Source organism: Lysobacter soyae (assembly GCF_019551435.1).
Lineage (GTDB): Bacteria > Pseudomonadota > Gammaproteobacteria > Xanthomonadales > Xanthomonadaceae > Solilutibacter > Solilutibacter soyae.
In genome coordinates, this window is the sequence record NZ_CP080544.1 from 1,174,623 (window position 1) to 1,199,767 (window position 25,145).

At 58.1% G+C, this 25,145-nt stretch carries 25 protein-coding genes; 5 read left to right on the plus strand and 20 right to left on the minus strand.

Annotation, left to right across the window (positions count from 1 at the left end; all coding sequences use genetic code 11):
- Positions 1 to 28: 28 nt before the first annotated feature.
- Both H8L67_RS05655 and H8L67_RS05660 read right to left on the minus strand, forming a co-directional pair.
- Positions 29 to 700 carry a ferritin-like domain-containing protein gene (locus H8L67_RS05655; RefSeq protein WP_220378896.1) on the minus strand — a complete coding sequence of 224 codons (672 nt, stop codon included), beginning with the start codon at positions 698 to 700 and terminating at the stop codon, positions 29 to 31.
- A gap of 18 nt (positions 701 to 718) precedes the next feature.
- On the minus strand, positions 719 to 1,210 hold the full coding sequence (locus H8L67_RS05660; RefSeq protein WP_220378897.1) for a peroxiredoxin: 492 nt from the start codon (positions 1,208 to 1,210) through the stop codon (positions 719 to 721).
- A 115-nt stretch (positions 1,211 to 1,325) separates the two neighbouring features.
- Here H8L67_RS05660 and H8L67_RS05665 point away from each other — a divergent pair, with 115 nt between their 5' ends.
- Complete coding sequence (locus tag H8L67_RS05665) at positions 1,326 to 2,201, plus strand: DnaJ C-terminal domain-containing protein (RefSeq protein ID WP_220378898.1); 876 nt, start codon at positions 1,326 to 1,328, stop codon at positions 2,199 to 2,201.
- A gap of 6 nt (positions 2,202 to 2,207) precedes the next feature.
- On the opposite strand, the gene H8L67_RS05670 is transcribed toward H8L67_RS05665, so the two are convergent.
- From H8L67_RS05670 to H8L67_RS05710, 9 genes are all read right to left on the minus strand, one after another.
- A complete protein-coding gene (locus H8L67_RS05670; protein ID WP_220378899.1) occupies positions 2,208 to 2,579 on the minus strand; it encodes a response regulator transcription factor in 372 nt (123 codons plus the stop codon).
- 27 nt (positions 2,580 to 2,606) lie between these two features.
- Positions 2,607 to 3,605, minus strand: coding sequence for an oxidoreductase (locus H8L67_RS05675; RefSeq protein ID WP_220378900.1), 999 nt, complete (start codon positions 3,603 to 3,605; stop codon positions 2,607 to 2,609).
- Between the two features lie 3 nt (positions 3,606 to 3,608).
- A complete protein-coding gene (locus tag H8L67_RS05680; protein WP_220378901.1) occupies positions 3,609 to 4,217 on the minus strand; it encodes an LOG family protein in 609 nt (202 codons plus the stop codon).
- Positions 4,218 to 4,251: 34 nt separating this feature from the next.
- Positions 4,252 to 5,355 carry a calcium:cation antiporter gene (locus H8L67_RS05685; RefSeq protein WP_220378902.1) on the minus strand — a complete coding sequence of 368 codons (1,104 nt, stop codon included), beginning with the start codon at positions 5,353 to 5,355 and terminating at the stop codon, positions 4,252 to 4,254.
- Between the two features lie 96 nt (positions 5,356 to 5,451).
- Complete coding sequence (gene lpdA, locus H8L67_RS05690) at positions 5,452 to 6,882, minus strand: dihydrolipoyl dehydrogenase (RefSeq protein ID WP_220378903.1); 1,431 nt, start codon at positions 6,880 to 6,882, stop codon at positions 5,452 to 5,454.
- A gap of 29 nt (positions 6,883 to 6,911) precedes the next feature.
- Complete coding sequence (gene sucB / locus H8L67_RS05695) at positions 6,912 to 8,162, minus strand: dihydrolipoyllysine-residue succinyltransferase (RefSeq protein WP_220378904.1); 1,251 nt, start codon at positions 8,160 to 8,162, stop codon at positions 6,912 to 6,914.
- Between the two features lie 31 nt (positions 8,163 to 8,193).
- Complete coding sequence (locus tag H8L67_RS05700) at positions 8,194 to 11,028, minus strand: 2-oxoglutarate dehydrogenase E1 component (protein WP_220378905.1); 2,835 nt, start codon at positions 11,026 to 11,028, stop codon at positions 8,194 to 8,196.
- A 123-nt stretch (positions 11,029 to 11,151) separates the two neighbouring features.
- A complete protein-coding gene (locus tag H8L67_RS05705; RefSeq protein ID WP_220378906.1) occupies positions 11,152 to 11,640 on the minus strand; it encodes a DUF7931 domain-containing protein in 489 nt (162 codons plus the stop codon).
- Entirely contained in the window at positions 11,618 to 12,826 is a 1,209-nt protein-coding gene (locus H8L67_RS05710) for a cupin domain-containing protein (protein ID WP_220378907.1), read from the minus strand. Before H8L67_RS05710 ends, H8L67_RS05705 begins: the two co-directional genes overlap by 23 nt.
- A 102-nt stretch (positions 12,827 to 12,928) precedes the next feature.
- Between H8L67_RS05710 and H8L67_RS05715 the strand changes: the two genes are divergently transcribed.
- From H8L67_RS05715 to H8L67_RS05725, 3 genes are all read left to right on the plus strand, one after another.
- Positions 12,929 to 14,032: an NAD(P) transhydrogenase subunit alpha gene (locus H8L67_RS05715; RefSeq protein WP_220378908.1), complete on the plus strand. Its 1,104-nt coding sequence runs from the start codon at positions 12,929 to 12,931 to the stop codon at positions 14,030 to 14,032.
- Entirely contained in the window at positions 14,029 to 14,337 is a 309-nt protein-coding gene (locus tag H8L67_RS05720) for an NAD(P) transhydrogenase subunit alpha part 2 (RefSeq protein WP_220378909.1), read from the plus strand. The genes H8L67_RS05715 and H8L67_RS05720 overlap by 4 nt, the downstream gene beginning before the upstream one ends.
- Positions 14,338 to 14,408: 71 nt before the next feature.
- Positions 14,409 to 15,782 carry an NAD(P)(+) transhydrogenase (Re/Si-specific) subunit beta gene (locus tag H8L67_RS05725; RefSeq protein ID WP_434063429.1) on the plus strand — a complete coding sequence of 458 codons (1,374 nt, stop codon included), beginning with the start codon at positions 14,409 to 14,411 and terminating at the stop codon, positions 15,780 to 15,782.
- A gap of 21 nt (positions 15,783 to 15,803) precedes the next feature.
- Here H8L67_RS05725 and bla read toward each other — a convergent pair whose 3' ends face one another.
- Positions 15,804 to 16,700: a subclass B3 metallo-beta-lactamase gene (bla, locus tag H8L67_RS05730; protein ID WP_220378911.1), complete on the minus strand. Its 897-nt coding sequence runs from the start codon at positions 16,698 to 16,700 to the stop codon at positions 15,804 to 15,806.
- 5 nt (positions 16,701 to 16,705) lie between these two features.
- A complete protein-coding gene (purB, locus tag H8L67_RS05735) occupies positions 16,706 to 18,073 on the minus strand; it encodes an adenylosuccinate lyase (RefSeq protein ID WP_220378912.1) in 1,368 nt (455 codons plus the stop codon).
- A gap of 82 nt (positions 18,074 to 18,155) precedes the next feature.
- Here purB and H8L67_RS05740 point away from each other — a divergent pair, with 82 nt between their 5' ends.
- On the plus strand, positions 18,156 to 19,550 hold the full coding sequence (locus H8L67_RS05740; protein ID WP_255555834.1) for a class II fumarate hydratase: 1,395 nt from the start codon (positions 18,156 to 18,158) through the stop codon (positions 19,548 to 19,550).
- 2 nt (positions 19,551 to 19,552) lie between these two features.
- On the opposite strand, the gene H8L67_RS05745 is transcribed toward H8L67_RS05740, so the two are convergent.
- From H8L67_RS05745 to H8L67_RS05775, 7 genes are all read right to left on the minus strand, one after another.
- Positions 19,553 to 20,248: a YggN family protein gene (locus H8L67_RS05745; RefSeq protein WP_220378913.1), complete on the minus strand. Its 696-nt coding sequence runs from the start codon at positions 20,246 to 20,248 to the stop codon at positions 19,553 to 19,555.
- Positions 20,249 to 20,270: 22 nt separating this feature from the next.
- Positions 20,271 to 21,311: a hypothetical protein gene (locus tag H8L67_RS05750; RefSeq protein ID WP_220378914.1), complete on the minus strand. Its 1,041-nt coding sequence runs from the start codon at positions 21,309 to 21,311 to the stop codon at positions 20,271 to 20,273.
- A complete protein-coding gene (locus H8L67_RS05755; RefSeq protein ID WP_220378915.1) occupies positions 21,308 to 22,183 on the minus strand; it encodes an ABC transporter ATP-binding protein in 876 nt (291 codons plus the stop codon). Before H8L67_RS05755 ends, H8L67_RS05750 begins: the two co-directional genes overlap by 4 nt.
- Entirely contained in the window at positions 22,168 to 22,539 is a 372-nt protein-coding gene (locus H8L67_RS05760) for a GntR family transcriptional regulator (RefSeq protein WP_220378916.1), read from the minus strand. Before H8L67_RS05760 ends, H8L67_RS05755 begins: the two co-directional genes overlap by 16 nt.
- 5 nt (positions 22,540 to 22,544) lie before the next feature.
- Positions 22,545 to 22,778 carry a hypothetical protein gene (locus H8L67_RS05765; protein ID WP_220378917.1) on the minus strand — a complete coding sequence of 78 codons (234 nt, stop codon included), beginning with the start codon at positions 22,776 to 22,778 and terminating at the stop codon, positions 22,545 to 22,547.
- 98 nt (positions 22,779 to 22,876) lie between these two features.
- Positions 22,877 to 23,845: a threo-3-hydroxy-L-aspartate ammonia-lyase gene (locus H8L67_RS05770; protein ID WP_220378918.1), complete on the minus strand. Its 969-nt coding sequence runs from the start codon at positions 23,843 to 23,845 to the stop codon at positions 22,877 to 22,879.
- Between the two features lie 50 nt (positions 23,846 to 23,895).
- Positions 23,896 to 25,068, minus strand: a complete 1,173-nt coding sequence (locus tag H8L67_RS05775; protein ID WP_220378919.1) for a PQQ-dependent sugar dehydrogenase — start codon at positions 25,066 to 25,068, stop codon at positions 23,896 to 23,898.
- Positions 25,069 to 25,145 lie beyond the last annotated feature (77 nt).

A 25,145-nucleotide genomic window follows, 5' to 3' on the forward strand; every position in this document is an offset into this window, starting at 1 on the left:
GTGGGTGAGGCGTTCTAGAGGTTTAGGTTTAGCTGCCGATCCAGCCGTTCAACAGGTCTGCGAATTCGTCGGCATGCTCTTCTTCTTGGGCCAGGATGGCCATGAGCATACGTTTTGTCGTCGTATCCCGGTCGCCGATGTAGTTGATCATTTCACGATAGCTATCGATCGCGATGCGCTCGGCAATCAAATTTTCCTTGACCATGTCTTTGAGATTTGCGCCTTCCTTGTACTCGGCGTGCGAGCGTTCGGTCAGCGTTGCCGGATTGAGGTCGGGCTCACCGCCCAACTGCACAATGCGCTCGGCAATCTTGTCCGCATGGGCTTGCTCTTGCTTGGCATGCTCCAGGAACTCAGCTTTGACCGCATCGGCCAGCATGCCCGAGGCCGTGAAGTAATGGCGCATGTAGCGCAACACGCAAACCCATTCCGTGGCCAACGCTTCGTTGAGCAGTTCGATCACCAACTTCCGGTCGGCACCGTAGCTGTCGGTGACCGCACCTTTGTCGACATTTTTGCGCGCGTTGGCGCGTAAGGTCGCCACATCTGTGAAAGCCTCACGCTCATAGGAGACGCTGACTTTGCGCTCAGCCGTGGGCTTGGGTTCCTGCACAGCGCGGGCGGACGCTTTGACCGCCGCTGTCTTCTTGGCAACGACTTTCTTGGTTGCGGATTTCTTGGTCGCTTTTTTGGTAGCCATGGGATTCTTCCTGGGAGATCAAGAGATATGGGTCAACATGTTTTCGGCACTGGATACACGCATTTCACCCGGTGCTTCGATTTCGACGGATTTCACGACGCCGTTGTCTGCCAGCAAGGCGAAGCGCTGACCGCGCGTACCCATGCCGTAGGCACTGAAGTCCGAATCCAAGCCGAGGGCTTTCACCAGATCGCCATTACCGTCCGCGATCATCAACATGCCCTCTGGCACGTTGCGCGACTGGGCCCACGCCTGCATGACAAACTTGTCATTAACCGAGACGCAGGCAACGTCGACGCCCTTGTCTTTGAATTCGCGGTAGTGCTCGACGAATCCGGGCAGATGCTGTTCGGAGCAGGTCGGCGTGAATGCACCGGGAACCGAGAACAGCACGAGTTTGCGATTTGCAGCGAAGGTCGCGAGGTCAACTTGTTCGGTCGCTGCACCGAGGGTGTTTCCAACAATTTCAATTCGGGTGGAGGGCAGGGAGTCGCCCACTGCAATAGTCATTACGGCATCCTTTAAGACCAGCTCAAAGTCTATTCACACCAGATGAAAGACGGCGTGTACGCGCCGTCGACCCGTCGTTGGATAATGAAGCTCTGGCAAGTGATGGGAATTACCGATGCAGTTCAAAGACTATTACGCGATCTTGGGCGTTGAGCCCGGCGCCGGAGAAGCGGAAATCAAGACCGCCTACCGCCGGCTGGCGCGGAAATACCACCCGGACGTCAGCAAAGAGGCCGGGGCGGAAGAGCGCTTCAAGGAAGTCAATGAGGCGTATGAGGCACTTCGGGACCCGCAGAAGCGCGCCCATTACGACCAATTGCGCGCCGCGGGCTATCGACCCGGCCAAGATGTTCCGCCACCCGGCGGCGGTTTCCACCGGGGCGGCCAGGACGATTTCGACTTCGAAGAAATCTTTGCCGGCGGCGGTGCAGGTGGCGGTTTCAGTGATTTCTTCGAGCAAATGTTCGGGCGCGGTCGCGGACGCGCGGGCGGCGCACCGGGGGCTCGTGGCAATGGTGACAGCCGGGCGAAGTTGAGCGTGCCCTTGGAAGCTGTCTACAAAGGCGAGTCGATCCGCATTGGTGTCGGCGGCAAATCACTGGACATCAAGATTCCCAAAGGCATTCGACAAGGTCAGGTCATTCGCCTGCCCAACCAAGGCGCAAACGGCGGCAACCTGTTGTTGGAAGTCGAGTATGCGGCGCACCCCGATTTTGAAGTCGATGGCCGGAATATCCTGCACATCGTGCCGATCATGCCGTGGCAAGCCGCGTTGGGCGGGACAATCAGCGTCGCCACCTTGGGCGGACAGGTCGAACTCAAAATTCCAGCAGGTTCGGAAGCCGGCAAGAAACTTCGTTTGCGCGGTCGCGGCTTGCCCGGCGCATCGCCAGGCGATCAAATTGTCGAGTTGGAAATCGTCGCGCCGGTGCCGGTCTCAGATGCGCAAAGAGACGCTTACGCGTCTCTCAAGCAGGCCTTTGATGCGTGAGCAGGTTTAGGCTTCAGGCGACAGGAAGGCGTTGATGGAAGCTTGCAGTTCGGATTCGCTGAAAGGCTTGGTGACATAAGCCTTGGCGCCTTGACGCATTCCCCAGACTTTGTCTGTTTCCTGGTCTTTGGTCGTGACCAGGATGACGGGAATGTGCGCAGTGGTGGGTTCGCGCGAGATCGCACGGGTGGCTTGGAAACCGTTCAAATTCGGCATCACCACATCCATCAGGATCAGATCCGGCAACAGATCTTTTGCCGCCTGAACACCGGCGGCACCGTCTTCCGCGGCGCTGACCTGGTGGCCCATCTTTTCGAGAATGCGCTGCAAACCCAAGACTTGCGATGGTGAGTCGTCGACGATCAGGATGTGTGACATGCGGCTTTCCCAGAGGCTTGGCTAAGTTTACAACGCGGATGCGCCAATTCGCACTACGGTCCGGCCGAGCGAGCGCCCGGCCAGCATGCGCTCGAAAATCGGGGCCATGCCATCGAGCGTGACTTCATCAGTGGCGATGGCATCCAGATTCTGAGGCTTCCAATCCGACGCGAGGTGTGCCCAAACGGCCTCACGGATGTCTCGGGCGGTGCCTGCCGATGCCACGCCGAGCAAGGAGACGCCGCGGATGATGAACGGCATCACGGTGGTCGGTAACTCGGAAGAGGCCGCAAGGCCTGCGGTGGCGACATTGCCGTAGGGCACCGTCTGCGCGAGGAGACTGTTCAACATCGCCCCTCCGACATTGTCCAAGGCGCCTCCGAAACGGGCCGACTCCATCGGCCGGCGGGTATCCAAGGCGTCACGCCCCAAGATGTCACTCGCCCCCAAAGACTTGAGGTAGGGCGCTTGGTCGGCTTTGCCCGTGACCGCGTGGACCGTGTAACCCGCACGAGAAAAGATGGCGACAGCCAATGAGCCGACACCGCCCGTCGCGCCGGTGATGGCGATCGGCCCCATGTCGGGCGTCTGTCGGTTGTCTTGCATTCGAAACAGGGCCAGCGCGGCAGTGAAACCGGCGGTGCCCAAAATCATCGCTTGCCGTAGATCCAGCCCGGTTGGAAGGGGAATGACCCATTTCGCCGGGAGACGTGCGTATTCCGAATAGCCGCCATCGCGCGTCTCGCTCAATCCGCAGCCGGTCACCAACACCGCGTCGCCTTCCTTGAACGCGGAATCGCGTGAAGCAACGACCGTGCCGGCGACATCAATGCCGCCGTTCAGCGGGAAATTGCGCAGGATCTTTCCTTGTCCGGTGGCCGCCAACGCATCTTTGAAATTGATTGAGGACCAAGCCACCTTGATGTCAACTTCGCCAGGCGTCAGATCGTCCAATGTGACTGCCTCGATACCGCTGCGATAACCCTGGGCATCGTCCCTGATCCGAAACGCATTGAATTTGCTCATAACTCAGGTGTCCTTCATGCCTTTAAGTTGGCTTCGCCGTTTTTCGTCGAGCCATTTGTCCGCGTTGGCGGGGGTGTAGTGCGTCATCCACTCGAAGAGTGCGTCGATATCTTCGCCATGCCAGAGATCGGCGCGTTGGTCTTCATGCAAGAAGCGTTCCGTCACCATCGTATCGACCACAGACATCAGCGGCGACCAAAACCCTTCCACGCTTAAGAACGCGCAGGGCTTTTTGCCAAGACCCAATTGTCGCCAGGTCAACATCTCAAACATTTCGTCCAAGGTGCCGAATCCACCCGGTAGCGCGATAAAGGCATCGGCCATTTCGAACATGCGCATTTTTCGCGTATGCATGTTATCGACCACGATCAACTCGGTGAGGCCGCGATGCGCGACTTCCCATTCGACGAGCTGCTGCGGAATGACGCCGTAAACGTTGCCTCCGGCCGCGAGCGTGGCGTCGGCGACTTGTCCCATCAATCCAACATTGCCACCGCCGTACACGAGGGCATGCCCGTCACGCGCAATGCGTTCGCCCAAAGCGCGAGCGGCTGCGGTGTAAGCCGGCCGTGCGCCTGCGTTGGCGCCGCAATACACACAAATCTTCTTCATTGCTTCCAATTCATCGGGAAAGGGCGGGGCGCGTTCACGGCACAAAACTCAGGAACAGGTAGACGGCCAACAAAGTGATATGGACGGTACCGATCAATTTGTTGGTCTTGCCGGTGCGCAACGATATGGAGGTAATGAACAAGCTGATGAATAAAAGCACGGAGGACTTCTGGTCGAGGCCCAGTTCAAGCGGCCAACCCATCACCAAGGCGACGATGGCAACCGTGGGAATGGTCAATCCGATGCTGGCGATTGCAGAGCCCGCGGCGAGATTCAAACTTGTTTGCACACGATCGTTTAATGCCGCGCGCACAGCGGCGACGCCTTCCGGCAAAAGCACGATCATGGCGATGACGATCCCGACGACGGCGCGAGGCGCGCCGACCGCCTCAAGGCCGATTTCCAACGTCGGCGCCAATTTTTTTGCCGACAGCACAACCACCACCAAGCCGATGAACAGCAGTACCAAGCTCGCCCAAGTTTCTCCGTTGCTCGGTTTGTCGATGTCGCCAATGGACTCGTCCGCCGGCTTTCCGTCGATCAAAGGGAGGAAGTAATCGCGATAGTCTATGGTTTGGAAAACGGTAAAGGCGATGAACAAGACGAGGGTCACAATCGCGACGAAAATCAGTTGTGCGGTGGTGTAGGTCGGTCCGTGCGAGCTGCTGGTGAAGTTCGGAAGCACCAAGGTGAGCGAAACAATGGCCGTCAGTGTCACCAGGGCAGCGGTGATGCTATGAATTTGATATTTCTGTGTGCGATGCCGGCGACTGCCTGCCAGCAAACTGAATCCAATGATGCCATTCAAGATGAGCATGACCGCCGCGAAGACGGTGTCCCGCGCCAAACCAAAAGTCCCAGGATGTTCACCCCCCGCAATCATCATCGACACGATCAAGGCCACTTCAATGGCCGTCACCGCCAATGCCAAGACGAGGGTGCCATAAGGTTCACCGACGCGATGGGCAATCACTTCGGCATGGTGAACGGCCGAAACCACACTGATCGCCAGACCGATGACCAGCAAGATATCCACGATCGTAGACGGGGGCGCGGCAAAGCCGATGCCGAGACAGAACAAGCCGATGACCGGGGAGGTCGTGGCCCAAAGCGGATTGTGGATGCTCTTGAACTTCATCGATATGGTGGTCCTCTTCAACTATGGACTGATAACTGAAACAAAAACGGCGCACCGAAGCGCGCCGTTTTTCCAAGCGTTGATTCCGCGAGGAAATCAGTTGGCTTTATGGATCGCGCGCTTGGCCACAGCCATGGCCGCATCGTGCACAGCTTCCGACAGACTCGGATGCGCGTGGCAGATACGTGCCAAGTCATCGGCAGAACCCTTGAACTCCATCGTGAGTACGCCTTCGTGCACCAACTCTGACACATTCGGGCCCACAAGGTGCATACCCAAGACGCGATCGGTTTCCGCGTCGGCCAGTACTTTGACGAAACCGATCGGCTCGGACATCGCCACAGCGCGGCCCACTGCAGCGAACGGGAAGCTACCCGCCTTGTATGCAACGCCTTCGGCTTTGAGCTGTTCTTCGGTCTTGCCCACCCAAGCGAGCTCCGGCTCGGTGTAAATGACCCACGGGATTGTGTCGAAATTGACGTGCCCCGGCAGCCCGGCGATCAACTCGGCCACGGCAATGCCTTCCTCGAAACCCTTGTGCGCCAGCATCGGCCCGCGAACACAGTCGCCAATCGCCCAAACGCCATCGACGCCTGTGTGGCAGTGCTCATCAACTTCGATTTGACCGCGGTCGTTGAGCTTGACGCCGGTATCGTCGGCCAACAAATTCTTGGTAGCGGCACGGCGACCGACCGCAACCAGCAATTTGTCAACGACGAGTTCCTGGTCGCCTTTGGCATCCGTGAACGACACGTGCACGCCGTCGGCTTTGACTTCGATCTTGGTGCACTTGGTGCCCAAGCGAATATCCAATCCTTGCTTCTTGAATTCACGCGCGGCGACTTTGGCCACTTCCTTGTCGGCAGCCGCGAGGAAATCGGGCATGGCTTCGAAGACGGTGACTTCGGAACCAAGGCGATTCCAGACGCTGCCGAGCTCAAGACCGATGACACCCGCGCCGATGACGCCCAAGCGCTTCGGGACTTCGGTGAAATCGAGCGCGCCTTCGTTATCGACGATGTTCTTTCCGTCGAACTTGGCAAACGGCAACTCGATGGAGTCGGAACCCGCCGCAAGAATCACGTTGGTGCCCTTCAGCTCGACGGTGGTGCCGTCATGTTGCTTGACGCTGACGACATTGCCTTTTTGCAATCTGCCGAAGCCGTAGAAGGCCGTCACCTTGTTGGCTTTGAACAACGCCGCAATACCGCCGGTGAATTGCTTCACGATCTTGTCTTTACGACCGACCATCTGCGCCACGTCGATCTTCTGGTCTGCAAAGCTGATGCCATGCTCGTTGAAGATATGGCCCATGTTCCAGTACTGACGACTGGAATCAAGCAGCGCCTTGGACGGAATGCAGCCAACGCGCAAGCAAGTACCACCCAGTGCCGGCTGACCGTCTTTGCCCAGTGCCGCGTCAATGCAGGCGGTCTTCAAGCCCAGTTGTGCAGCGCGGATGGCTGCGTGGTAACCGGCAGGGCCGCCACCGATAACCACTACGTCGAATTCTTGTTGCTCTGCCATGTGCAGTGTCCTGTTCCTGTAGATACGATTTACAAGCTGAGCAACATGCGGCTCGGATTTTCCAGCTGGTTCTTGATGTCCACGAGGAACAACACAGCTTCTTTGCCATCGATGATGCGATGGTCGTACGACAGTGCGATATACATCATCGGCGCTGCAATCACTTGGCCGTTCTCAACAATGGCGCGTTCTTTGATCGCGTGCATACCGAGAATGGCGGACTGCGGCGGGTTGACGATCGGCGTCGAGAACAGCGAGCCGAAAGTGCCACCGTTGGTGATGGTGAACGTGCCGCCTTGGAGGTCTTCCAATTTGAGGCCGCCTTCGCGTGCGGCTTTGGCATAGCCGGCGATGCCTTTTTCGATGTCGGCGAAGTTCATGCGCTCGACGTTGCGAAGCACCGGCGTGACCAGACCTTTGTCCGTCGACACAGCGACAGAAATATCGGCGTAGCCGTGATAAATCACGTCATCGCCGTCCACCGAGGCGTTGACCACCGGATATTTTTCCAAGGCATTGGCAGCGGCCTTGGCAAAGAAGCTCATGAAGCCGAGCTTGATGCCGTTGTCCTTTTCGAACTGTTCGCCAAGCTCTTTGCGCATGGCCATGACCTTGCCCAAATTCACTTCGTTGAACGAAGTCAACATGGCGATCGAGTTCTTCGATTCCATCAAACGCTCGGCAATGCGCTTGCGGATGCGGGTCATGGGGACGCGCTCTTCCGGGCGTGCGCCTTGCGTGCCGGCCATCGCGTTGTTGCTGATACCGGCGGTCTTGCCGGCAGCGAAGTTGACCAAGTCCTCCTTGGTCACCGCGCCGCGACGGCCCGTGCCTTGCACATTGGCCGAATCGATGCCTTTGGTTTCCGCAGTAAAACGGGCACCCGGCGGCAATTGTGCATTGGCGTTTGAAGTTACCGGTGCCGGCGTTTGGCTCGCCGGGGCCGCTGCTTGCGTTTGCGCGGCTTGGGCTTTCGGTTGGACTTCTTGCGCACCGGCAGCGGGGGCTTCGGCACTCGCCGGTGCCGGCGCTGCAGCGACCGCGCCTTCTTCAATGATGGCGATCACTTGCTGACTCGTAACGGTGGCGCCGGAATCGAACTTGATTTCTTTCAACACACCGTCGGCAGGCGAGGGGACTTCCAGCACCACCTTGTCGGTTTCCAGGTCCACAAGATTTTCGTCGCGGCTGACGGCATCACCGGGCTTCTTGTGCCAAGAGGCGATGGTGGCGTCCGAGACGGATTCGGGGAGTACCGGAACTTTGATTTCAATGGCCATGTGCGGCGTCCTGAGGCTGTAAAAGGTTGAATTATTCGACGCCGAAACCGGGGTTCGGCGCGTTGACGAGTGCGTCTGAGATCAGCTGTTGCTGTTCCACCACGTGGTCGTTTGAATGACCGGTGGCGGGCGAGGGCGAGCGGCCACGACCTGCATAGGTGATCGACTGACCATTGGCCAGGCACGCGCGCAAGTGGTGTTGGATCTGGAACCACGCACCTTGGTTCTGCGGTTCTTCCTGACACCAGATCACATCTTGCGCGCCCTTGTACTTGGCCAGCTCCGCTTTGAGGAGTTCGCGCGGGAACGGATAGAGCTGTTCAATGCGGATCAATGCGACATCTTTCTGCTCACGCTTGGTGGCATCTTCAAGCAAGTCGTAATACACCTTGCCCGAGCACAGCACCACGCGCTTGACCTTCGCGACGTCGGCGGCAGCATCCGGAATCAAATGTTGGAAGCTGCCATTGGCGAGTTCGTCCAGCGAGGACACCGCAAGCTTGTGACGAAGCAACGACTTCGGCGTCATGACCACCAGCGGCTTGCGGGTGTCCATGCACAGTTGGCGACGGATCATGTGGAAGGCTTGTGCCGGCGTCGTCGGGACGCACACCATCATGTTGTTCAATGCGCAGAGTTGCAGGAAGCGTTCCAAACGCGCCGAACTGTGTTCCGGGCCTTGGCCTTCGTAGCCGTGCGGCAAGAACAAGGACAAGCCGCTGAGGCGTCCCCACTTCGCTTCACCCGAGGCGATGAACTGATCGATGACGACTTGCGCGCCGTTGGCGAAATCGCCGAATTGCGCTTCCCAGATGTCCAAGGTGTCGGGGTCGGTCGTCGAATATCCGTACTCGAACGCCATGACCGCCTCTTCGGAGAGCAGCGAGTCGATGATGGTCGCGTCTTCGGGTTTTTCGACCAGTTCGCGCAGCGGCAAATAGTAGTTGTCGGTTTTTTGATCGTGCAGCACCGCATGGCGGTGGAAGAACGTGCCGCGACCGGAATCCTGACCGACCAAGCGCAAACGCTTTCCACTGGAAAGCAGCGTGGCGTAAGCGAGGTTCTCAGCGAAACCCCAGTCGCCGGGCAATTCACCGGCCGCCATCTTGCGGCGATCGTCATAAATCTTTTGCACACGCGGATGCAGGGTTATTTCAGCCGGAATTGTATTGATCTTCGTCGCCAACGCATCCAATGTCGCACGCGGCACCTGCGTGTTGACGGTGTCGGACAACTTGCCCTTCAAGAGCGCGCCCCAATTGGGCGACATAGAGTCGGATGAAGCGGAGACGACTTCAGCAGTCACTTCACCGGCATCCAATTTGTTGCGGTAAGCGTCAGACAGAGCCTTGACGTCGGCGTCGGTCAGCACACCTTCGGCAACCAAGGTTTTGCCGTATTTTTCGCGAACCGTCGGCATCGAACGGATCTTTTGGTACATCAACGGCTGTGTCGCCGCCGGTTCGTCCGCTTCGTTGTGGCCGTTGCGGCGATAGCAAACGAGATCGACCACGACGTCTTTCTTGAAGCGCTGGCGGAATTCGAATGCGAGCTTCGTGATGAACAAGCAAGCTTCCGGATCGTCACCATTGACGTGGAAAACCGGCGCCTCGACCATCTTGGCGACATCGGTCGAATACAGCGTCGAGCGCGCATCTTCCGTGGCCGAGGTGGTGAAGCCCACCTGGTTGTTGATCACGATATGCAAGGTGCCGCCGACCGCAAATCCGCGTGCCTGCGACATTTGCAGCAATTCCATACCGACGCCTTGTCCGGCAAAAGCGGCGTCGCCGTGCAGCAATATCGGCATGACCCACTTGCGCTCGGTGTCGTTGCGGCGAAGCTGGCGCGAGCGGACGCTGCCGGCCACTACCGGGTTGACGATCTCCAAGTGCGACGGGTTGAAGGCCAGCGCGACGTGAACCGGGCCGCCGGGGCTCGCAAGATTGGCAGAGAAGCCCATGTGGTACTTCACGTCGCCGGTATGGGCGCCGTCATGTTCCGGGTGCTCGAACTTGCCTTCGAATTCGTTGAACAGGGCGCGCGGCGGCTTGCCCAAGGTATTGACCAAGACATTCAAGCGGCCGCGGTGGGCCATGCCGATGACAATGTCTTTCATACCGTCGGCGCCGGCGCCACGGATGGTGCTGTCCAGCATCGGAATCAGCGTATCGCCGCCTTCGAGCGAAAAGCGCTTCTGGCCGACATATTTGGTGCCGAGATAGCGTTCCAAGCCCTCGGCCGCGGTCAAGCGCTCAAGAATGCGCTTCTTGTCTTCGGCCGACAGGTTGAAATTGCCACCGGCGGCTTCCAAGCGCTCGTAAATCCAACGACGTTGCTCGATATCGGTGATGTGCATCAGCTCGGCACCGATCGACCCCGTGTAGGTGGCCTTCAGCAGGGCGAACAGTTCGCCCAGTTTCATGTGCGAACGGCCACCGACGCCGCCGGTGCTGAACTCAACGTTGGCATCCGCTTCGCTCAAGCGGTGGAAGCCGAGCGTCAGATCAGGTGCGTCGGGCTTGACGAGGAGTTCGAGCGGATCGATGTTCGCGCCCATGTGGCCGCGCGAACGGAAGGCCGTGATCAAACGACCGACATTGCGCTCGCGCTCATCGCCCGTGCTGGTCGCGCCAACGTTGCCGTTGGTGACGGCTTGTTTGGCGGCCTTGCTGACGCCTTCCGCAATGACGGAGTGGGGGACATCGCCGGCTTCACGGCCCTTGCTGGCATCGAAGTAAGCCTTCCAATCGGCGTCGACACTGTCCGGATTGACGAGATATCGCTCGTACATCTCCTCAATGAAGCTGGCATTGCTGCCCAGTTGAGAGGATTGCGCAAACTGCTTGATCAGGCTGTCCGCCATGGAATGTTGTGCTCGAAGTTCAATTGATTGTGCCAAGCCCTTGATTCATTAGGCATAAGCGCCAAAGTTGAATGGGGCTCGGGTAGAACAGCCAATTATAGGCGCATGTGACGGACGGGTGCATCAAATACCCAAAGGACGAAATTCCGAACAACCACGCGCGCGATCCCAAATGCGATTGAATTGCAGCATTAACGACTGTGCACGCGCTGGTGCATCGAATGCATATTCGCCGTGCAGACCGGTGCCGATGTCCCACTTCATGACGCCGTTGCGATCGCTGACCACGGCATCGAATTCCATTTGCGCTTCATCCGGATCCGGCTGCCGGAACTGCAAATGCGAAGGCATCCTTTGAGCGAGCGCCATGAAATGGGTGTTACCCATCGTCAGCGCCGCCGGTTCACCGACAAGAATGCGGATATTGCACTGCGCACGATCTGTGAGGTAGGCGCGCGTCGCGGCAATGACGGCGGGATGCTCCCATATCGCGGGTTCCAGGTTTCGGGTGTGGACGGCGATATCCCGGCCCGCACGCGCCATCAATCCCACCAGCGCGCCGGCTGCGATCTCCGCATTGTCGAACCGGTCAAACTGCGTCGAATGATTCATGGTCGTCCTCGATCATGTAGTGGCCGGCATCGGCCAAGGTCTGAAGTGCCTGACGGCCGTTTGTGCCCAGCGCATCGATCAGCGCCGCGTCGATGAACTCTGCTGCGGCAATGGCTGACGCGTCTTTCACGCTGCAATCAAATGCCATGCCATTGACGAAAAGTTGGGCCTGCTTGCCTTGACGGGTCCACGCCGCGCGCGAGTAGGGATGGCGGGTCCAAACATGCCCCTCGGCAACAGACTGGACAATATCCGCCCCTGTCGCGCTGTCGGCATCGGGCGCCATGTTGGCGGCGACGCGGTAGGAAGAGATGACACGCCCGAACCACTCGGCAAACTCGCTCCGATTTCCAATGCGCAGTTTGTGAATCGCTTCGACGGCACGATCCAGCGCCGCGTCGTCAATCTCGTACGGGTCCGCCGGCACAGAGACACCGGGGTCTTCGTAGCGGATCGTTTCCGGCGCATCAAACACCATGGCACCGGCCAATTCGTCCACCAATTCCGCGCTGGATGGCGCGCGCAAGCCGACTGAAATCGTGACGCAGGCATCCACGCCGATTCCGTGGTGCGGCACCCCGGGTGGCACGTACAGCATGTCGCCCGGATTCAAGACCCAATCCTGATCCGGATTGAAATGCTTCAGCAAGCGCAAAGGCACGTCATCCCGATAGGTCTGATCGGGTTTTGACTTCGTATCAATGAGCCATCGGCGTTGACCGACGCCTTGCAACAAGAACACGTCATAGTTGTCTATGTGCGCGCCGACGGAACCGCCGGGCGCGGCAAACGACACCATGATGTCGTCCATTCGCCATCGCGGCAGAAACTCGAACGCGTACAACAGCGCGCGAACATCGGCATCCCATTTGTCCACGTCCTGAACAAGCAGCGTCCAATCTTTGCGGGGCAAGTTCGGGAACTCGTCTTCCAGAAATGGACCATTCCGGACCTGCCAGGTGTCATTCGTAGGATTGCGGGAAACGATGCGGGACAAGGCACTGTCTTCGCATGCCAAGCCGGCCAGGTCTTCGGCGCTGATAGGTGATTCGAAGTCCGGGAACGCATTGCGGATCAGCAGCGGATGACGCTGCCAATAGACATCGAGAAACTGTTGCGCGGGCATTCCGAGAATCGGGAAATCGCGTGCATCGACTTCGACGGGAGGAGTTTTCTTGCCGGCCATGCGAATTGCTCTAAACGTCTGGAATACCAATTCTAGGCGAGCGCCGCCCGCTGACGCATTCCGCTGCTAGGATGGAGTCAATTCAAGTCGACGGGTACGCGTATGGCTGTGGTGGTGGGCGCATTGCGGGAACACTTGGCTGGCGAACGTCGTGTCGCGCTTACCCCCGAAACCTGCAAAAAGCTGGTGGCACAAGGTGCCGAAGTGTTGTTTGAATCCGGCTTTGGCATCGCGTCCGCCTTTACCGACGACGCCTATGTGGAAGCCGGTGGCAGGCTTGCTTCTTCTGAAGATATTTTTCACCAAGCGGATGCCTTGGTGTGCGTGCAGCCGCCGCGGCCGGACGCATTGCGGTTGGCGAAAGAGGGCGCGATCTTGATCGGCATGTTGTACCCGGACGCCGACGAGGATAGGGCAACCGCCATACGTGAGCGCAAGCTGCTGGCATTTCCGCTGGAGAAACTTCCGCGCACCACGCGTGCGCAAAGCATGGATGTGCTGAGTTCGCAGGCGGGTATGGCGGGATACAAAGCCGTGCTGATTGCCGCACAACTGGCGCCGAAATTTTTTCCGATGTTGACCACCGCAGCAGGGACGATCCGGCCTTGCAAGGTGTTGATCGTCGGTGCAGGCGTGGCCGGTTTGCAGGCAATTGCCACGGCAAAGCGTTTGGGCGCACAAGTGGAAGGCTTTGATGTCCGGCCTGAGACCCGTGAGCAAATTGAATCGTTGGGCGGGAAATTCCTGGATTTGGGGGTGAGTGCTGCGGGTGAAGGCGGATACGCGCGCCAACTGAGCGATGACGAGCGCGCGTTGCAACAACAGAAACTCGGCGACCATCTTCGAAACGTGGACGTCATCGTTTGCACCGCGGCAGTTCCCGGGCGACCAGCGCCGAAAATCATCACCGAAACCATGGTGGCCGGTATGAAACCGGGCAGCGTGATTGTGGACTTGGCTGCGGAAACAGGCGGCAACTGCAGTGTGACCCGACCCGGTGAAACGATCAGTCACAACGGTGTGACCATTTCGGGGCCGTTGAACCTCGCTTCGATGGGAGCGATTCATGCAAGTGAAATGTTTTCGCGAAACGTCTTCAATTTCCTGGCATTGATGCTCAAAGACGGCGCACTGCATTTGGATTGGAGTGATGAATTGCTCGACAAAACCGTATGGCCCGCACGCGATCAGGGAGCCGCCGCATGATTGATGGAATGTCCGCCCTGTATATCTTCATGCTCGCCGCCATCGCGGGCCACGTCATCATTTCGCGCGTGCCGAGCATCCTGCACACCCCGTTGATGTCGGGGAGCAATTTCATTCACGGGATCGTACTGATCGGTGCCATGGTCATGCTCGGACACGCAGACACCACGCTCGAGAAAGTGATCGGGTTCATCGCTGTGTTCTTGGGCGCTGGCAATGCCGCCGGCGGTTATGTGGTGACCGAGAGAATGCTCGAGATGTTCAAACCTTCCGGCAAGCAGTCCGCCAAAGCAGGTGAGCACTGATGGAAGGATTGACGGTGATCAAGTTCTGCTATTTCGTTGCCGCGGCCCTCTTCTTGTTGGGCTTGCAACGCATGAGTTCGCCGAAAACCGCACGCAGCGGCATCCAATGGGCGGGCGTGGGGATGCTCCTGGCAACCGTTGCGACATTCTTTTTGCCCAGACTGCACAACATTGCGCTGATTCTTATCGCAATCGTTGCAGGGGTGGCCTTGAATTGGCTCTGGGGAAAGAAGGTTGCCATCACCGATATGCCGCAGATGGTCGCATTGTTCAATGGCATGGGCGGTGGTTCTGCCGCAGCGATCGGTGCCGCGGAACTGGTCGCCAAGAATGCGGAAGTCCGGCATGTGTTGGGGGTTGTGGAAACCGCAGGGCTCGGTCATGCCGTTGCAGGCATGCCGCAAGCGACGCTCGGTGTGATTGCGCTGGCGACTGTGGGCGCGTTGATTGGCGCGGTGTCACTCACGGGATCCATCATCGCTTGGGCCAAGTTGGATGGTCGGCTGGACAAGCGCTTCACTTTCCCGGGTCAACAAGTGGTCAATGTCTTGGTGGCCTTGGCGGCAGTCGGCTGCGGCGTCATGGCTGCAGTCACTTTGCAAATGCCTTGGATCATCGCGTTTTTTGCTCTGGCACTCGCGCTCGGCGTATTGATGACCTTGCCGATCGGCGGCGCGGATATGCCGGTTGTGATCTCGCTCTACAACGCATTCACCGGTCTTGCCGTGGCGCTCGAAGGCTTTGTGCTCGATAACGAGGCGCTGATCATAGCCGGCACCATGGTGGGTGCGGCAGGCATGATGTTGACGCGATTGATGGCAAAAGCGATGAATCGCTCGATCTCAAGCGTTCTGTTCTCAAATTTCGGCGCTTCGTCCGGGGAGGCGACAGAAATTGCTGGCACACAAAAACCGATTGAAGCCGCTGATGTCGCGGCCCTGATGGCTTATGCCGAACGCGTAGTGATCGTGCCCGGCTACGGCATGGCGGTGGCACAAGCACAGCACAAGATTTGGGAGCTGACGCGCCGCCTGCAGGATCGCGGGGTCAAGGTCAAATTCGCCATCCATCCGGTGGCGGGACGCATGCCCGGTCACATGAATGTTTTATTGGCCGAGGCGGGCGTGCCCTACGACCTGATCGCTGACATGGATGACATCAACCCGGAATTTGCGACGACCGACGTGTCCTTGGTCATCGGCGCAAATGACGTCGTCAATCCCGTGGCCAAAACCGACCCTGCGTCTCCGATCTACGGCATGCCGATTTTGGACGTCGTGGATTCCAAGAACACGATCGTGATCAAACGCGGTAAAGGGACAGGCTTCGCAGGCATCGAGAATGCGCTGTTCTACGCAGATAACACGCGCATGCTCTATGGCGATGGTGCGGAAATGGCCAGCGCGCTGGTCAGCGAATTGAAAGCCTTGGACGGCGGACACTGACACCAAGGCCTGCTTGTGACATCACGGCGCGGTATTGGCCGACTCTTGACTCAACCGAAGCTTCAACGCGGTCTTGGCGGATTCCGCCAATTTGCGACAGGCCTGGGGTTGCACCAGTGCTTCTTTGCCTTCCAGTCGTTCAATGAGGTGACTGCTGGAGGGATGTGTGGTCATCAACACATCGCAAGGCGCTTTTTCCAGTCTGCTCAAGGTCTGTTGCATCGGGCGGGCGAGTGCACCTGCGTCGCTGTAGCGATACGTCTTATCGGAGATGGCGCTGACGCTATCCGAATAAAAGAAGTTCAGGCACACGCTGCCTTCGCATTCCCGCCATCGCCAGCCTGATCCGCCCGGTGTGTGCCCGGGCATCGGCACATTGATGATTGTTCGCTCCGCCGCGCGCAATCCGGCACCGGCCTTGATGGATTGAACATTCGCAATGGCCGGGAACGGATCCAAGACATCGAATTGCGGATCGCGACGGTCACTTTTGCCGCGCTTGAGTGATGCCGCGGCTTCTTGTCGGGTCAATACGACGGCGCCCGAATCCCGCTGCAACTGCGCAACACCCCCGACGTGGTCGAAATGTTCGTGCGACACCAAGATGTATTTGATGTCCTTGAGGTCGACGCCCAGCGCGCGAAGATTCTTCTCGATTCGCTGCGCGCCCAATTTAGCGCCACCGTCAATCAACACATGTCCCTGCGGGCTCGCAATCAAGATCGAGGTGATTCCGCAAGTACCGACATACCAAACATCGCCGAAAAGATGGCGCGGAGGCATCGGGTCATCCCAACCGGCATCTTCCGCGCACTGCAGCGGCTGATGCGGAGCGGGCAGGGTCGGCATGCGCGCGGGTGTCGCCGCGGCGGCCGAGCCGCATGCGGCAAACAAGGCAGACCACAGCGCTGCGCGCATCGTCGTCAAATCTCGCTGGCGAGTTTCGCTGCGACGCCGATATAAGATGCCGGTGTCATCTGCATCAACTCGGCTTTGGCATCTGCGGGGAGATCCAATGTGTCGACGAATGCGCGAATGGATTCCTTGTTGATGCCTTGTCCGCGTGTAAGCGCTTTCAATTGTTCGTAGGGATTGGGCAAGCCATGACGACGCATGACGGTTTGAACCGCCTCGGCGAGCACTTCCCAAGCGGCGTCCAAATCCGCCGCCAAGCGCTCCGGATTGACCTCCAACTTCCCGAGGCCGCGCGACAGGGCATCGAAGCCGATCAGGGCGTGCCCGAACGCGGTACCCAACGCACGGAGCACCGTGGAGTCGGTGAGATCGCGCTGCCAGCGGCTGACCGGCAGCTTGGCAGCGAAGTGCTCGAAGAGCGCATTGGCGATGCCGAAGTTCCCTTCAGCGTTTTCGAAATCGATCGGGTTCACTTTGTGCGGCATCGTAGAGCTACCGACTTCGCCTTCTTTCAAGCGCTGCTTGAAGTAGCCCAGCGAGATATAGCCCCAAATGTCACGCGCCAAATCAATCAAGATGGTGTCGATGCGCTTCATCACATCGGCAATCTCAGCGATGCCGTCATGGGGTTCGATCTGGGTGGTGTAGGGCTGCCAGGTCAGACCGAGTGAACCGACAAACTTGCGGGAAAATTCCGCCCAATCAATGTCCGGGTAGCTCGCCACGTGTGCGTTGTAATTACCGACGGCGCCGTTGATTTTTCCGGGCATCGGCGTCTCCGCCAATACCGCGCGTTGACGGTCCAGTCGCGCCACAACGTTGGCGATTTCCTTGCCAACGGTTGTCGGCGATGCCGTTTGTCCGTGCGTGCGGGAAAGCATCGGCAGGGCGGCGTGCTCGTGCGCCAATGCCCGCAGCGACGCCATCAAGCCGTCGAGCTTCGGCAGCATCACTTGGTCACGGGCGTCACGCAGCATCAAGGCGTAGCTCAAGTTGTTGATGTCTTCACTGGTACAGGCGAAGTGGACAAACTCGAGCGCCGGCGCGAGTTCCGCATCATTCTTCAAACGTTCCTTGATCAGATATTCCACCGCTTTGACATCGTGGTTGGTGGTGGCTTCGATGGCCTTGACGCGGGCTGCATCGGCGGTCGACAAACCATCGGCAAAATCACGCAGGCGTTGCGCCGCGGCATCGGAGAACGGCGCGAGTTCTGAGATGCCGGGCTCCGCGGCCAGCGCCAACAGCCATTCGATTTCGACTTTAACCCGAGCCTTGATCAGACCGAATTCGGAGAAAATCGGTCGGAGCGCATCCACTTTTGACGCATAACGTCCGTCGAGGGGCGAAAGGGCGGTGAGGGCGTGTTGGCTCATGGCATTCGGGTGTGGCGAAGGAATTCGCCCATTCTAAACGGTGCAGGGCGTAGGCTTGGTGCGGACAGTTATGGAGCGCATCATGGCCACCCGCAAGAATAGTGATGTCGGTGTACGAATCATGTCGGACAGCATGGGGCGGATCGAAGTCCCGGCTGCGGCTCTGTGGGGTGCCCAAACCCAGCGGGCCGTCGAGAATTTCGATCTGTCCGGTCAACCGATGCATGCGGACTTCATTCGCACACTCGGCTTGCTGAAAGCCGTTGCCGCCACAGCGAACGCGACCCTCAAGCAGCTTCCGGTTCGTACAGCGACCGCCATCAGGCGTGCCGGAATGGAAGTTGCCAGCGGCTATTTCGACGCGCATTTCCCGATCGACCGTTATCAGACGGGTTCCGGCACCTCTACCAATATGAACGCGAATGAGGTGATCGCAAGTCTGGCGACGCGAGCATCGGGCAAGCCGGTCCACCCGAATGATCAAGTCAATATGGGGCAAAGCTCGAACGACATCATCCCCACGGCGATGCGCGTTGCCAGCGCGCTGACGGCCAGCGACCGTTTGCTACCGGCACTCGCGCATTTGCGGAAGACCATCGCAAGAAAGGCGAGGGCCCACGCACGAACCGTCAAGACGGGCCGGACCCATCTCATGGATGCGATGCCCTTGACCGTGGCGCAGGAGTTGGGCGCGTGGGCATCGCAACTGCAATCTGCCGAAGACCGCATCAAAGACACACTGAAACGCGTCAAACGTTTGCCCATCGGGGGCACCGCGATTGGCACCGGTATCAATGCGCATCCGCGTTTTGCGGCGACATTCGTCCGCACGTTGAACGCCACTGGCCCGGTGAAATTCACCGCCGCTGCCGACAAGTTCGAAGGCATCGCCGCACAGGATGATCTCGTCGAACTTTCCGGTCAGCTGAGCGCGGCCGCCGTCGCTCTGATGAAAATCTCAAACGATTTGCGCTGGATGAACTCCGGCCCCTTGGCGGGACTGGCAGAGATTGAACTGGAAGCGCTTCAGCCCGGAAGCTCGATCATGCCGGGCAAGGTCAATCCCGTGATTCCCGAAGCCGTTGCCATGGCGTGTGCGCAAATCATGGGCTTGCATACCGCAAATACCGTCGCGGGACAGAGTGGCAACTTCCAACTCAATGTGATGTTGCCTTTGCTCGCCAACAACCTTTTGGACGCCATCGACTTGTTATCCCGCGCCGCCTTTGCACTGGCGGACGACGCCATTGCGAATTTTGTCGTCAATCGCAAAAAGATCGATGAAGCCCTGGCCAGGAACCCGATCTTGGTGACCGCGCTCAACCCGATCATCGGGTACGACCGCGCTGCGGCCATTGCGAAACGCGCCTATAAAGAAGGGCGACCAGTGTTAGAGGTCGCCCTTGAAGACAGCGGATTGGATCGATCCACGTTGACCCGGCTTTTGGAACCACTCCAACTCACCGGATCACGCTGAGGTCATTCCTTTTCTTTGTCTTTCATGCAGTCATCGATACTGCCCTGCGTGATGTTTGCGTAGGGTTTGAACTCGGGCATGATTGCCGCCAATGCTTGTTGTGTCTGCATCATCGGCCCCAGGTTGTTGCAAAGAACACGCGCTTGCGCTTCCAGTTCCTTACCTTTCGCTTCCATCTTGGCTTCGTAACGCTGGCGCGCTTCGTCACCGCCCACTATCAGACCGGGAATACCGGTGAGGGCTTCGTTGGCGAGATCGGCGCCTTGGACGCCCATGTTCATACCCGCGTTGGCGATATCAATGATTTCTTCACGATACGCCAGCAGCAACTTGCGTTGGTCCGGTGTCGGCGTGACAGTCTTGCCTGCAATCAGCAAGTCACCCGTCGGCGTGATTTCCGCTTGAGGCAGGCTGGAATCAGACTTTATTTTGACACCATTGATATTGATGTTGTCGCCACCGTTGATGGAAATGTTCTCTTTGGCCAGTTTTTCGCGCGCCTCCGCCAAAGCCTTGGCCGTTTGTTGTCCGAGCTCACTTTGCGGAATGGCATGACCGTTTGCGTCCACTTGGACGGTGCCGGTCGACGCACCTGGCGGGTTCGGCGGGGCCGGCGGCTGCGGCGGGCTCGGGGGTTGGCAAGCGCTCACCAAGGTGAGCGCTGCAACGGTGGCGAGGCTGAGCAATGTTTTGTTCATGGTCGTCTCCTTCTTTTCTCGATCAGCCTTCATCGCGGAAGCGGCGAAGACGAATGGCCACAAAGATCATCGCGATACCTGCCACTGCGCCAATCCAAAGTGTGGGGCTCGCCAGGAGCTCGGTACCTGAGGTCTTCAAGACGATGTCGCGAAGGCCGTGCTCGGTGCCTTTGAGATGGCCGTTTCGTGCCATTTCCAAGACGTGGGTACCCGGGAAAGCACTGGTCAAAATCCGTACCACGATGTTTTTCCAGTACCAGTCATCGGCAACGTTGAAAATACGCAACAAATCGAACCAAGAGATCAACACACCGGTGAACAACGGCACGCCGACCGCCCACAGGAAGGGAACGCGTTTGGACCATGCGGACACCATCAACAGCCAGCCTGCAGTCGGCAACGCCCACACTGCGTACAACGGAATCCACAGCAGCAGGCTGCCAAAAATCGTCAGGTAGTCGAGATTGGCCAAATACACGGTGACCGGGTTCACGCCATTGAAGGCCAGAAATCCGCAGAACATCAGCATTGAGGCAAGCATGACGATCAGTGCGGCAGCGCCGGCGATGATCGGTGCAACGATCAGCGCCGTCACCGCTTTGGAGATCACCGTTTCGGAATCGGAGACCGGCAAGGATTTCCAGAACAGAATGCTCTTGTCCTTGCGTTCTTCAAACATGGCATTGACCAAGTAGAAGAACACTACGAATCCGAAGACGACGATCGGCCAGGTCGCAGACATCATCGTGAGTCCGGTGAAGGCATCACGCAATTGGCCCAAATCTTCAGGATTCATCCTCGACAGTTCACGGGCCAAATCGACTTTGCCCATCGGATGGGATTGGCCGTTGATGTTCACCATGCGGTCATTGCGCGACAAGATGCTTTGAAGCGCACCGCCTCCGATCAATTGGAAGAACAGAAAGATCGCGCCGGAAATCAGCGGTGCCCAGAAGAAGCCACCCTTGTGTTCCCAGAACTCCCGTTTGAGGAGCAGTTTCATCGTGTTCGTACCGTGGGATTGCGTGCGAACAACGCTCGGATTATTGATCATCGTGTTCATGCGTAGGTTCCTTTCATGGTGGCGACGAACAGATCCGCCACGCCGGGAGTACGGGTTTCACCCAGTTGCTGCAGTTGGTCGGCAGGTACGTTGTCGAACAGCATCACCGTCTTGCCAAACGGCATGGCGCGCTCGCCGATCGGTTTCCAGCTTCGGCCGGCTTCGACCTTTCCGGCATCCACCAGCACTTCGGTGAAGCGTTCCGCCAGATTTTCCATCGATGCATCCAAGACGATCTTGCCTTCCTGGATGAAGATCAAGTCGGTCAGAATGTGCTCGATCTCTTCAACTTGGTGCGTCGTGATGAGGATGGTTTTGTCCTCGTCGAAATAGTCTTCCAACAGTCGTTGGTAGAACTCACGACGATAGAGAATGTCGAGGCCGAGCGTGGGCTCGTCGAGCACCAAAAGCTTGGCATCGATGGCCATGACCAGTGCCAGATGTAGCTGCACCACCATGCCCTTGGACATCTCCTTGACCTTCATCTTCGGGGTCAATTTGGTGTTTTCGATGAAGCGGTTGAAGCGGGCACGATCGAATCGCGGGTGGACACCTTCGACGAACTCTGCCGCCTGACCAACTGTGATCCAGCGCGGCAGGACTGCAACGTCGGCGATGAAGCACACATCGTTCATCAGATCGTCGCGTTCGGTCATCGGATCGCGACCCAACACCTTCAACTCACCCTCATAGGGCACGAGGCCGAGGATGGACTTCAACGCCGTGGTCTTGCCCGAACCGTTCGGACCGATCAAGCCGACGATTCGGCCCTTTTCGATCTTGAAATTCGCGTTATCGACCGCGTACGTCCCCTTTTTGTATGACTTCTTGAGCCCCTTGGCTTGAATGACCTGACTCATGTTGCACCCCATTTTGACTTCGGATCGAGTAATTCGCCCAGGTCCAGCCCGAGCAAGTGGATGCGCTCCAAGACCTGTGGCCATTCTTCTTTGAGGAAACGGTCACGCTCGTTGTTGCGCAGTTTGGTGTTGGCACCATCGGTCACATACATACCGATGCCGCGACGTTTTTCGACCATTCCGTCGTCGACGAGCTCTTGATAGGCGCGTGACACGGTGATCGGGTTAAGTTGATATTCCGCGGCCACTTGGCGAACGGAGGGCAAGGCATCGCCGGGCTTGAGTTGGCCTTCAAGCATCATCGTGATGACCTTTTCTTTGAGTTGGCGGTAAATCGGGCTGCCATCGGCCCATTGAACGGGAGACATGTCGTTCAACCCCCTGCGGTGAATGAAAAGAACGGCATCGTGAGATGATGCCGGGCGAGCGTTTTTTTGCGTACGGCTTTTTGATCAACAACTGCGTCGCGAGCCACCGGGCCTGACGGCGACTTGCGTTTGCCTTCTGCCATGGCCGGCACGATGGCTGCAAAGATCAATGCGACAAACAGCAGCAAAAACGCCGGTTGCGTCATGACGCTGAGTGCCTTTTGAGTCCGGGTGTTCATGGAGCCATCCTGTTGGAGTGGTGTTGTATTGAACTATAACACCAACACTGAACATGTCAACACCGGAATGACCCAACTAAAGGCATGGTCCGTGAAATTTATCTAAGTGATTGAATCAATTGCAAAAAACGCGTCGCATCGACGTTTCCGCCGCTGATAATGACGCCTACGCGGGTGCCAGCGGGCAGTTGTAGCGCACCGGAGACTAGGGCGCCCAGGCCCAAGCAACCCGTCGGTTCGACCCAAATCTTCATGCGTTCGGCGTAGAGCTGCATGGCTTGGATCAAGGCCGGGTCATCGACGGCGACCACGTCGGTCACCAAGCTGCGAATGATGTCGAAGGTGAGGGTACCCAGTGCTTGAGTTTGTGCACCATCGGCGATGGTCTTCGGCGTGTCGATTTGCACGATTTCGCCTTTTTGAAAGCTTTGCTGGCCGTCATTACCGGCCAGAGGTTCGCAACCGATGACCCGGATATCCGGTTGAAGCGCTTTCGCCGCGATGGCGGTGCCTGCCAGCAAACCACCGCCGCCCAGCGGTGCGCAAATCACCTCGAGGTCAGGAACCTCTTGCATGAATTCAAGCGCAACAGTGCCTTGTCCGGCAATCACGTGCGGGTGATTGAAAGGCGGGATGATTGTCATACCGGAGTGTGCGGCGATCTCATCGCAAATGCTCTCCCGGTTCTCCTGATACCGGTCGTAAAAACGCACTTCCGCACCGTAGGCCTTCGTCGCCGCGATCTTAATAACAGGCGCGTCAGCGGGCATGACGATGGTTGCCGGCATTTGCAGCAGGCGTGCGCTGCATGCAATCGCTTGTGCGTGATTCCCGGAAGACGCGGTCACCACGCCATGTCGCTTTTGATCAGCATCAAATTGCGAAAGCGCGTTGTAGGCGCCACGCATCTTGAATGCACCGACCCGTTGGAAGTTCTCACATTTGAAATGCAGATCCAATCCGGTCAATGCATTCAATGCGGAGGAGGTGAGAACCGGTGTTTTGTTCACTGCGCACGCGATCCGATCTGCAGCTGTGACGATGTCTTCGAAAACGACTGCGTGCATATGCGGGACTTTTCGGAAAGGTGTGGCGGAATTCTATCGGCGAAAGGAGTTCACGGTGCCAAGCGCAGAAGTTTCGCGTTGCTACCGTCTTCCAATGCCCAGACTGACTCGTCCGGTGCTTGGACGACATCACGTATCCGCTCACCCATGTCGATCCGCTCCACTTCGCGCGCATGGCCATTCTCAATCTTCACGCGTATGAGGGCCTCGGATGAAAGGCCGCTGATCAATGCATCACCGGTCCATTGCGGTATGCGTTTGCCGGTGTAGAACATCAAACTGGAGGGCGAGATGACCGGCGTCCAGGTCATTAACGGTGCGCGGAATTCCGGGCGAGTCTTGTGGTCTGGAATCGACTTGCCGCTGTAATGATCCCCATCAGACACCTCCGGGTAACCGTAATTTTTTCCGCGTTCAATCACATTGAACTCATCGCCACCGCGCGGTCCCATTTCATGTTCGTAGAGCTTTCCGTCCGCGGGGTTGAAGGCCAGCCCTAACAAGTTTCTATGGCCGAGCGACCAAATTTGAGTGGCGACGCCGCCTTGCGCGAAGAAGGGATTATCAGCAGGGGAGGTGCCGTCATCATTCAGGCGCAACACTTTGCCTAAGTTGGCTTTCATGTCTTGGGCGGGGAAGAATTTTTGCCGTTCACCCGAGGTGACGAACATCTTTCCATCCGTTGCGAACACAATGCGATGGCTGTAATGCCCCTCACCTTCGACTTTCGGGACCTGTCGCCAGATGACTTCGCCATCGGATAACTGGCCGTTACCTTGGTCATCCAAAGCGAGCTTCGCGCGCATGATGGCGGCGCCTTGGGTGCCATTCCCGCCGGATTCCGCAAAACTCAAATAGACCATTCGGTTGTTGGCGTAGTCCGGATGAAGTGCGATGTCACCCAAGCCGCCTTGGCCGCCGTAGGCCACTGAAGGAGTGCCGGAAATGTTTCCGGTTTTTCCCGTAACGGGATCAAACAATCGCAGATTTCCTTTTTTCTCTGTGACCAACAAGCGCCCGTCGGGCAGGAATGTCATTGCCCACGGTTCGTTGAATCGTGCGAGCTCGGTTCGCTTCAGGTTCATGGCCTTCGGGGCGCCCGCGGCATCTCGCTTCGCATCGTTTTGCCCCGGATTGCCGGCAGTGCCGTTTTGGCAGGCGGCAAACAGGATGGCGGCAGCGGCCAAGGGCAGGGCAGTGAGCTGATGTCGAGTCGTCTTCATAGCAATTCTCCGGTATCCGGCCATTGTGAAAGAGGCGGGGTTAAACGGCTGTCAGTACATCATGTGATTGTGTCCGC

Excerpts from the sequence above, each read along its gene's own strand:
- H8L67_RS05655 (WP_220378896.1), bottom strand. The coding sequence starts at position 700 with ATGGCTACCAAAAAAGCGACCAAGAAATCCGCAACCAAGAAAGTCGTT.
- H8L67_RS05660 (WP_220378897.1), bottom strand. The coding sequence starts at position 1,210 with ATGACTATTGCAGTGGGCGACTCCCTGCCCTCCACCCGAATTGAAATT.
- H8L67_RS05665 (WP_220378898.1), top strand. The coding sequence starts at position 1,326 with ATGCAGTTCAAAGACTATTACGCGATCTTGGGCGTTGAGCCCGGCGCC.
- H8L67_RS05670 (WP_220378899.1), bottom strand. The coding sequence starts at position 2,579 with ATGTCACACATCCTGATCGTCGACGACTCACCATCGCAAGTCTTGGGT.
- H8L67_RS05675 (WP_220378900.1), bottom strand. The coding sequence starts at position 3,605 with ATGAGCAAATTCAATGCGTTTCGGATCAGGGACGATGCCCAGGGTTAT.
- H8L67_RS05680 (WP_220378901.1), bottom strand. The coding sequence starts at position 4,217 with ATGAAGAAGATTTGTGTGTATTGCGGCGCCAACGCAGGCGCACGGCCG.
- H8L67_RS05685 (WP_220378902.1), bottom strand. The coding sequence starts at position 5,355 with ATGAAGTTCAAGAGCATCCACAATCCGCTTTGGGCCACGACCTCCCCG.
- lpdA (WP_220378903.1), bottom strand. The coding sequence starts at position 6,882 with ATGGCAGAGCAACAAGAATTCGACGTAGTGGTTATCGGTGGCGGCCCT.
- sucB (WP_220378904.1), bottom strand. The coding sequence starts at position 8,162 with ATGGCCATTGAAATCAAAGTTCCGGTACTCCCCGAATCCGTCTCGGAC.
- H8L67_RS05700 (WP_220378905.1), bottom strand. The coding sequence starts at position 11,028 with ATGGCGGACAGCCTGATCAAGCAGTTTGCGCAATCCTCTCAACTGGGC.
- H8L67_RS05705 (WP_220378906.1), bottom strand. The coding sequence starts at position 11,640 with ATGAATCATTCGACGCAGTTTGACCGGTTCGACAATGCGGAGATCGCA.
- H8L67_RS05710 (WP_220378907.1), bottom strand. The coding sequence starts at position 12,826 with ATGGCCGGCAAGAAAACTCCTCCCGTCGAAGTCGATGCACGCGATTTC.
- H8L67_RS05715 (WP_220378908.1), top strand. The coding sequence starts at position 12,929 with ATGGCTGTGGTGGTGGGCGCATTGCGGGAACACTTGGCTGGCGAACGT.
- H8L67_RS05720 (WP_220378909.1), top strand. The coding sequence starts at position 14,029 with ATGATTGATGGAATGTCCGCCCTGTATATCTTCATGCTCGCCGCCATC.
- H8L67_RS05725 (WP_434063429.1), top strand. The coding sequence starts at position 14,409 with ATGAGTTCGCCGAAAACCGCACGCAGCGGCATCCAATGGGCGGGCGTG.
- bla (WP_220378911.1), bottom strand. The coding sequence starts at position 16,700 with ATGCGCGCAGCGCTGTGGTCTGCCTTGTTTGCCGCATGCGGCTCGGCC.
- purB (WP_220378912.1), bottom strand. The coding sequence starts at position 18,073 with ATGAGCCAACACGCCCTCACCGCCCTTTCGCCCCTCGACGGACGTTAT.
- H8L67_RS05740 (WP_255555834.1), top strand. The coding sequence starts at position 18,156 with ATGGCCACCCGCAAGAATAGTGATGTCGGTGTACGAATCATGTCGGAC.
- H8L67_RS05745 (WP_220378913.1), bottom strand. The coding sequence starts at position 20,248 with ATGAACAAAACATTGCTCAGCCTCGCCACCGTTGCAGCGCTCACCTTG.
- H8L67_RS05750 (WP_220378914.1), bottom strand. The coding sequence starts at position 21,311 with ATGAACACGATGATCAATAATCCGAGCGTTGTTCGCACGCAATCCCAC.
- H8L67_RS05755 (WP_220378915.1), bottom strand. The coding sequence starts at position 22,183 with ATGGGGTGCAACATGAGTCAGGTCATTCAAGCCAAGGGGCTCAAGAAG.
- H8L67_RS05760 (WP_220378916.1), bottom strand. The coding sequence starts at position 22,539 with ATGTCTCCCGTTCAATGGGCCGATGGCAGCCCGATTTACCGCCAACTC.
- H8L67_RS05765 (WP_220378917.1), bottom strand. The coding sequence starts at position 22,778 with ATGAACACCCGGACTCAAAAGGCACTCAGCGTCATGACGCAACCGGCG.
- H8L67_RS05770 (WP_220378918.1), bottom strand. The coding sequence starts at position 23,845 with ATGCACGCAGTCGTTTTCGAAGACATCGTCACAGCTGCAGATCGGATC.
- H8L67_RS05775 (WP_220378919.1), bottom strand. The coding sequence starts at position 25,068 with ATGAAGACGACTCGACATCAGCTCACTGCCCTGCCCTTGGCCGCTGCC.